The sequence below is a fragment of the Lutibacter citreus genome, from assembly GCF_003260195.1.
GTDB lineage: Bacteria > Bacteroidota > Bacteroidia > Flavobacteriales > Flavobacteriaceae > Lutibacter > Lutibacter citreus.
Map to the genome: position 1 here is coordinate 26,742 of NZ_QEIH01000014.1, position 8,216 is coordinate 34,957.

Sequence of the window (8,216 nt, forward strand, 5' to 3'; positions counted from 1 at the left end):
AAAATAACTACACCCAACACCTCATAAAATTTATGCTTAAATTTAAACTAAATAACAAAACACCAAACATTCAACAATCACGAAAAATCTTATAAAATACCGTAATCTGTAAGTAAACAAAACCGACAGCAAATGATAAAAAACATTATAACAACTATTTTAATTACTTTATGGTCAGGTATCACATTTGCACAAAATATTGCAAGAGTTGAAAATGTAAAAATTCATTCGAAATCTTTAAATCAAGAAAGAGAAATTTTAATTTACACACCTATAGATTACGACTGGAGAGTTAATGAATACTTTAATGTATTTTATGTGTTTGATAGCCATAGTAGAGAGTTTTTTGATTATACAAGTTCTATAATTTCCTTTTTAACCAACAATACCAAATCTTTTATTATTGTTGGTATAACTTCGCCTTATAACGAAAAACTTGATTACGGAAGAAACAACGACCTTTTACCTGTTTTAGAAACTAAAAACTCAATTGATAGGTATGGGAAATATTCTGGAAATGCAGATAATTTCTTTAATTTTGTTAGTACAGAAATTATACCCTATATAGATTCTAATTACAGAACATTAAATAATAAAATAGCAATTGGCCATTCTTTAAGTGCTTCATTTGTTTTAAATTCATTTATTAAGAATCCTAATCTGTTTAATGATTATATAGCTATTTCACCTAACCTTGCTTACGATAACAACAAGTTGGCGAATAAACTTGTTAATCTTAATTATTCTAAAATAGAGAAACCAACCTATTTATATTTAAGTAATGCTAATGAAGGCATAAAGTATTGGCAAGAATGGAAACCAGCAAGAGACAAAGTATATTCATTTTTTAACCAAACATTAAAGAATGATAATTTAAGAGTTCAAATAAATGAATTTCCTGAAAATAATCATTGGAACACCTTTCCGCCAAGTTTAAATAAAGCTCTTAATTTTTATTTTAAAAATATATACGATTTACAAGAAAAGGAATTAAGTGACAAAGAATATAATGCTACAATAAAAGTAAAAGTTTTAAATAAAAAAGATACAATTTACATTACAGGAAATCAAGACAATTTAGGTAATTGGAATCCCAAAAAAGTACAAATGGTTAGGGTTTCTGATTTTGAAAGAGAAATAAAACTTAAACTTAAAAGTCCAGCACAATTTAAATTCACAAAAGGAAATTGGGAATCTGAAGCAGAATTAAATGGAACTTATGGAAGTATTACCATAAGACCTGAAAAAAAATCTGAATTTGAATTTAATATTGAAAACTATTTTAACAATTAATAACTACGCACAATAATGCTATAAATAATTACTTTTTTAAATTAAGTACTTTTTCCAATTTTAAAGCTTTATCATATGCGTAGCTTAAAGTACTATCAATTTTAAAGCATCTTTTATAATTTTTAAGTGCATTAATAGAATCGCCCTTTTTTATTAAAGCATCTCCATAACTATCATAAGTATTAGCAGATTTAGGATATTCTTCTGTATTCAATTTAAAAACCTCTAAAGCTGCATCTATTTTATCTTCGCCTAATAATCTATAACCTAAACCATTTATTGTTCCTTCTGAAGTTGAATATTGAATTGTATCAGATTTTAATTCATGATAAACACGTATCCCTTTATCAATATCTTCTCCTAGAATTTTTTTAGCCATCTCTTTTTCAATTTGATACTTTGGTATTACATAAGGTTTACCTTCAATAATATTAAATAGACCATCTAAAATAGCGTCAAAATTTTCTCCAGAATTGTTAGTCAACAAAATAAAGCCATTATTGGTATCAACTTCATTATGTAAAAAAGTTTCAAAACCTACCCAACCACCAGAATGATTAATTATTTTTGGCTCACCTGATTTAGACTGAATCTCCCATCCAAATCCATATCTTGTTAACTCTCCGTTATTAAGAACTCCAGAAGTGAAAGCGTCATCTAAATAACGTTTTGGAATAATGGTATTATTTACAAGTGCCTGATTCCATTTATATAAATCTTGTAAGGTGGAATAAATCCCTCCATCTCCCCTAACATCATTTACAATATTATAATCATTTAGCTCTAAATCTACTTGATTTAAAGCTTTTTTGTAACCAAATACACGGTTTGGCATATTAGGATCTGAATTTATCTGATATTTATAAAGTACTGTGTTATTCATATTCAAAGGCTCAAATATGGTTTCCTTTAAGAAATCTCTAAAATGCATACCAGAAACTTTCTCTACAATTGATGCTAAAAACAAATACCCTGTATTACTATATTCCCAACGTTCACCAGTTATAAAATCAAGCTTAGGATTTACGCTATAAAACACTTTAATAATTTCATCATTTCCTAAAATGTAAGTCTTAGTTGAATCTTCAGGCTTCCAATTTTCATCTATTAATCGCTCATAATCAGTCAATCCTGAAATATGATGTAATAAATGACGAACCGTAATATTTTTATAAGGAAACTCAGGAAGAATGGAAGTAACAGTTTGGTCATACTCTATTTTACCTGCTTCTTTTAATTTCATAATTGCCATTCCTGTAAATTGCTTACTCACAGAAGCTAATCTAAATTGAGAATTTAAAGTAAGTGGTTCTTTAGTATCAATAGTTCTTAATCCATTTGAATTTTGATAAACAATTTTTCCATTTTCATAAACTAAAATGTTCCCTGTTGTAAAACCTTTATCATTCATTTTATGAATGAATTCTCCATATGTATTAATATCACTATTTGTTTTAGTGTCTTTACAGGAATACAAGCATGTTATAAATAAACATACCAAGGAAAATTTGATTAGATTTTTCATTTATGGTTCATTTTGAAGTAATATTTAATTAAATATACTTTTTTAAAATTTGATTAATATAAACAAAAATGAACAACCAAAGGAATGAATAAAAAAATCTGAAATAAAACTACTTTCAGTACAGTATATAATTAATTACTTAATTCAACAATATAGAATGTTTCTAAAACATAAAAGTACTAATTTTAAACATTGAAAAATTACGTTTTCATAAACCCAACTTCAACGAACCCTAAACCGCTGGTTACAAGCTATAAAGAAAAGGCTGTACTCAATAATTTAAAGCAACAAGTTTAATTTTATCTATAAATGAAAAATCAATTACTAGTTATTCTAATTACATTTTTAAGCACTCTTTCCTATTCTCAAATTTCTTTCGAAAAGGGATATTATATCACTAATAATGGAGAAAAGGTGGAATGTGAAATTAAAAATATTGATTGGAAGAATAATCCTTTAGAATTTGAATTTAGACTTTCTGAAAACACAGAAAAAAACAAAAAAACTATAAAACTTGTAAAAGAATTTGGAATTTATAACTATTCTAAATATATAAAAAGGACTGTAAATATTGATAGGTCAAGTAAAAATATAAATAATTTAAGCACTACTATAAATCCCGTATTTAAAGAAGAAGAACTTTTTTTAAAAGTGCTAGTAAATGGTCAATCAAATTTATACCAATATGAGGATGGAAATTTAGTTAGATTTTTTTATAGTATAGACAATTCAAATAATATTGAACAGTTAATTTTTAAAAACTATAAATCATCTGGAAATTTAATACGTGTGAATAATAGATTTAAACAACAATTATTGGTTAGTTTAAAATGTGAACATATTAAAATTAAAGATCTTAAAAAAATTAGTTATGAAAAAGATGACTTGGTAAAGCTTTTTGTACTATACAATCAATGTGGTAATTCCGAGTTAGTAAATTTCGAAGAAAAGCAAAAAAAGGATTTATTTAATTTGACAATTAGACCACGCATAAATAACTCATCATTAGCAATAGCGAATATTAGTACTTACGACAAGGATGCTAATTTTGGAAATATAACGGGATTTGGATTTGGAATGGAAGCCGAATTTATTTTATCATTTAACAAAAGTAAATGGGCTATTTTATTAGAACCTACATATCAGTATTATAAATCTGAAATAGAACTAACAACCGTAAATGCTAAAGTTGATTACAAATCTATTGAATTACCAATAGGAATAAGATATTATTTTTTTCTAAATAGCAATTCTAAATTTTTCATAAACGGATCGTATATAATTGATATTCCAAACAATTCAAAAATAAATTATAATTCAAGCTCTAATTTGGAAATTTCTAATTCAACTAATCTAGGACTTGGTATAGGATACAAACATAACGATAAATATAGCTTAGAATTAAGGTATAAAACAAATAGAGATCTATTAAGAAATTATAACTTATGGCGTTCAGAGTACAAAACAATATCAGTAATATTTGGTTATTCAATATTTTAAAAAACTATTTGTGAAAGCAGATAAATAGTTCTTTAAAATAAAATTAACTAACAAATTCCAGATTACCTTCCACTCTTTCAGATTAAAAAATTAAATAGTAGGATAATTTAACTAAATAGAAAAAATTGCAAAAAAATATGAAAATGAATAAATTAAAATTTACCAAAAAGACAATAAAACGAGCATCACTAATTGCTTTTAGTATTTCACTAATTGGATTCTTTTTTTTAGTTAAGAAACATTTAATAATATCTTATAACCCCTTTGCTATAACAATTCAAATTTGCGCTGTTATAATTATGATTTGGGCTAGAATTACTTTTGGAATGAGAAGTTTTCATGCAAATGCAAATTCAACAAAAGGAGAACTTGTAACTAATGGACCTTATAAATTGTTTAGGCACCCGATTTATGCTTCAATAATATATTTTTTTTTAGCTTGTATTATAGCGTTTCCAAAAATTGAGACTATTATTGGAGTATTTTTAATTGTTTCAAGTACTTATGTAAGAATGATTTTGGAAGAAATTTCATTAAGAGAAACATATAAAGAATACAACTTATATTCTCAAAAGGCTAAAAGAATTATTCCTTTTCTATTTTAACAAAAAATTGCTCTAAAAATTATGAAAAGAATAATTAAAAAAATCCAAAATAATGCAATTCTTACAATTTTAACTACATTAATTTTAGGAGTTGCTATATTTTTTATAAGTAAGTTTTTATATGATATTACTTTACCATATCTTAAAAACTACTTTGATTTTAGTTCCTACTCAGAACATACAATACTTAAATTTTACATATTGATTTTATCAATTTTAACAATTTTATTTTTAAACAATGGTTCATTAAAAAATTACGGGTTCAGTACACCAAAAAATATTAATTATTTAAAAATGACCTTAATATCTGTTGGTATTATTATTGGATCTTTAATAGTTGGGGCTATTATTTTTATGGGTATTTTAAATAATATTTTTCCATCCGAAAACCCTAAACTTCTTTCTAAACCAAACTCATTAATTGAATTAATATTAGTTATTTGGATATGGTCTAGTATTTGTGAAGAAATTTTAGTTCGTGGATTATTACAAAGCTTTATGAATCATTTAAAATCCATAAAAATATTTAGATTAAGTTTGCCAGTAATTATTTCTGGTTTGTTTTTTGGCGCAATGCATCTATCACTTTTAAATTCAGAAATCAATATTTGGTATGTATTTTTTACTGTTTTTAACACTTCAATTATGGGTATGCTTGCAGCGTTTTACAGAGAAAAATCTGATAGTTTAATACCGCCAATTTTAATACATTTGCTAACAAATGTGCTTGGCTCAATACCAATGATAATATTATTAATTAATTCTTAGAGGTTAATTATAAAAAAGATAACAACTAATGAATACAAAAAAAATATACGGGTTTTTAATTGCAATCACCTTCTTAATCTCATGTTCAACAGAAGGTAATATTGAGAGTAATAATGAGGTCAATAAAATTTCAACAAGGCTTCAAGGGTCTTGGGGAGCTCGTTTGTATGTAAGAGGTGGAGAAACGTTAGATGATTACGTTAAAACTGATTCTGATGGTGGTAAAGGATATGACTATGTGGCGGGTGCTAAAGAAATAATAAGCAGTTATCCTACTATGGGACATATAATCACCAATGCAACTAATAATGCAAAATCACATTTATGGACCTTAAGAACAAACGAAAATGTAGAGGCTGTAATGGGCGTTTCAGGCGCAATTATAGATGAAGAATTTGTACCGAGCTTAGCAAACGAACAAGTGATTATTAATGTTATTACGGAGTTTAAAAATGCAAATAAAAAAGTGATTCTGTATTTAAACGGAATGAGCCCTGCGCAAAGAGCTACAACAGATGGAGCTGCCGCATGGAATAACTATGTAAGCAATTATTTTGCGGGTAACGAACATAAAGCATGGATGAATTTTTGTGAAGGTTATATAAAACGTTTTGCTGAAATGGGAGTAGATGGTTATTGGATAGATGCCTTTTCAAGCTACCCTGGCAACAATACTGAAAGAGGAGAATTTGTTCAAATGATACGTAATGTTGATCCAGATATAATGGTAACAACAAATCTAGCAAAGGATTATTTCACAGATGAAAATGGTGTTTTTTTAAAAGTTGATAGCGATGGTATAGGTGATACAAATGATATTGATTATAAAATTATAAAAATGACGGCTATGGATCCATGGTCAGACTTTACTGCAGGCCATATTACACCTTTAGGGCAAGGAGCTCCACCTAATTCTTGGGCTTACGAAGAATTTACAGTACCAGACATTCAATCATCACCTACAACATCTTATGATGGCTCTAAACTAGCAACAAAACATTTATTTTTACCAATAAGATCAACTTGGTCTAGTGAAAGATCTAATTTAATGTTTCAGGGAGAACAAGCATATCGATTTGTAAAAAACATTACAGATGCAGGAGGTGCTGTCACTTTTTCAACAACTACAGATATAGACGGAACTACTGTGGAAGATGAGGAAGCCGTGTTAAAATATGTTGATCAACAACTTAAAGCCAATGCAGCTCCATCAGAATATGTTCGTCCTGAAGGTGCTTTTCTTGTTGGAGAAGAATAAATACAATTAAAACGATTTGTTAAGACCGTACAAGCTTAATTGCCTGGTTTTATACAACTTACTAAAACATTCCCTAATTTTCTACTATGTAATTTATTTACTAAATTAGGAGAATTAAACACGCAACAAACAATATACAAGATTGTTGTGCTTCATTATTACAATACTATTATTAACCATAAAAATCTTTATAGTGTTAATTCAATTATAGATATTTAAACAAAAATAATACAATATGAAATTAATTCTAACACTTTTAACATTACTAACGTTCACTGCCTTAATACAAGATGAGAAATCACAAGCCATTCTTGATAATTTATCGGAAAAGTTAAACGAAAGCAACTCTTTTTATATTGAATTCAGCGTCAACATCAAGAATTCTGTGACTGGTATTGATGAAAATCAATCTGGAATTGGATGGGTAAAAGGAGATCATTTTCTTAGTTCTTTTCGAGACAATACTATCATTTCTAATGCTATTATAACTTGTACAATTATAAAAGAAGAAAAAACCATTTACAAAACGGATGCTGATGAAGAAGATGATGAAATGTTGAATCCAAAAAAGTTAATGACATTATGGGAAAGCGGATTTAAGAACAAATATGGGAAAGAAACTACATTGAATGGAGAGACTGTTCATGTTATATACTTATACCCTAAAAATCCTGCAAATGTTGATTATAAAACATTAACCCTATATATCTCTAAATCTGCTAACGAACTTAAGAAAATAGGTTTTAAAATGAAGGACGAAACAATAATGACTTATCTTATTACTAAATATAATTCAAACCCAGTAATAGATGATTCTATATTTATTTTTAACAAGAGTAAATATCCAGGATATACGGTAATTGAGGACAATTAATAATTTGTGTTAAATAGAATTATTTGATATTCATTACATTTCAAAATATATTAATGAGGCAAAAAATAACGTATTGCAATTCTTGAAAATGAAAGAATGGTTTGGTGAAAATACAAAAAACGAATTGCCAAGATTGATTATCTTTATGTTCAAAAAATTAATACTATTGCCAACAATGGTAATCGTTGCACAAGGCATTAAAAAACATAAAAACACAACTCAAAAGCTTCTTTTTAAGGGGCTTTTGTTTTTTACAATAGTAGTTGAATTTCAATTTTTAATGGTTGCTAAGCCTCTTGTTTGAAGTGTAAATAGCGCTTTTATATATAAAACAAAATAATGCATTGTTTTTGCATCATTTTTTATGGTTTTTGTAATGAATTTCAGATATTT

The 8,216-nt window shown here is 27.0% G+C and carries 7 protein-coding genes; 6 read left to right on the forward strand and 1 reads right to left on the reverse strand.

Translation table 11 applies throughout. From position 1 onward, the window contains the following. Positions 1-132 precede the first annotated feature (132 nt). Positions 133-1,293, forward strand: a complete 1,161-nt coding sequence (locus DAD81_RS19925) for an alpha/beta hydrolase-fold protein (RefSeq protein ID WP_111710118.1) — start codon at positions 133-135, stop codon at positions 1,291-1,293. 28 nt (positions 1,294-1,321) lie between these two features. On the opposite strand, the gene DAD81_RS19930 is transcribed toward DAD81_RS19925, so the two are convergent. After that, positions 1,322-2,818: a serine hydrolase domain-containing protein gene (locus tag DAD81_RS19930; protein WP_111710120.1), complete on the reverse strand. Its 1,497-nt coding sequence runs from the start codon at positions 2,816-2,818 to the stop codon at positions 1,322-1,324. Positions 2,819-3,127: 309 nt separating this feature from the next. Here DAD81_RS19930 and DAD81_RS19935 point away from each other — a divergent pair, with 309 nt between their 5' ends. The 5 genes from DAD81_RS19935 (at position 3,128) to DAD81_RS19955 (ending at position 7,823) form a co-directional block, all read left to right on the forward strand. Next, complete coding sequence (locus tag DAD81_RS19935) at positions 3,128-4,318, forward strand: outer membrane beta-barrel protein (protein WP_111710122.1); 1,191 nt, start codon at positions 3,128-3,130, stop codon at positions 4,316-4,318. Positions 4,319-4,461: 143 nt separating this feature from the next. Further along, positions 4,462-4,923: a methyltransferase family protein gene (locus DAD81_RS19940; RefSeq protein ID WP_157961204.1), complete on the forward strand. Its 462-nt coding sequence runs from the start codon at positions 4,462-4,464 to the stop codon at positions 4,921-4,923. Positions 4,924-4,944: 21 nt separating this feature from the next. Continuing rightward, entirely contained in the window at positions 4,945-5,691 is a 747-nt protein-coding gene (locus tag DAD81_RS19945; RefSeq protein ID WP_111710126.1) for a CPBP family intramembrane glutamic endopeptidase, read from the forward strand. Positions 5,692-5,719: 28 nt separating this feature from the next. Beyond that, positions 5,720-6,949, forward strand: coding sequence for a hypothetical protein (locus DAD81_RS19950; protein ID WP_111710128.1), 1,230 nt, complete (start codon positions 5,720-5,722; stop codon positions 6,947-6,949). Between the two features lie 235 nt (positions 6,950-7,184). Continuing rightward, positions 7,185-7,823 carry a LolA family protein gene (locus DAD81_RS19955; RefSeq protein WP_111710130.1) on the forward strand — a complete coding sequence of 213 codons (639 nt, stop codon included), beginning with the start codon at positions 7,185-7,187 and terminating at the stop codon, positions 7,821-7,823. Positions 7,824-8,216 lie beyond the last annotated feature (393 nt).

Excerpts from the sequence above, each read along its gene's own strand:
- DAD81_RS19955 (WP_111710130.1), top strand. The coding sequence starts at position 7,185 with ATGAAATTAATTCTAACACTTTTAACATTACTAACGTTCACTGCCTTA.
- DAD81_RS19945 (WP_111710126.1), top strand. The coding sequence starts at position 4,945 with ATGAAAAGAATAATTAAAAAAATCCAAAATAATGCAATTCTTACAATT.
- DAD81_RS19930 (WP_111710120.1), bottom strand. The coding sequence starts at position 2,818 with ATGAAAAATCTAATCAAATTTTCCTTGGTATGTTTATTTATAACATGC.
- DAD81_RS19925 (WP_111710118.1), top strand. The coding sequence starts at position 133 with ATGATAAAAAACATTATAACAACTATTTTAATTACTTTATGGTCAGGT.
- DAD81_RS19950 (WP_111710128.1), top strand. The coding sequence starts at position 5,720 with ATGAATACAAAAAAAATATACGGGTTTTTAATTGCAATCACCTTCTTA.
- DAD81_RS19940 (WP_157961204.1), top strand. The coding sequence starts at position 4,462 with ATGAATAAATTAAAATTTACCAAAAAGACAATAAAACGAGCATCACTA.
- DAD81_RS19935 (WP_111710122.1), top strand. The coding sequence starts at position 3,128 with ATGAAAAATCAATTACTAGTTATTCTAATTACATTTTTAAGCACTCTT.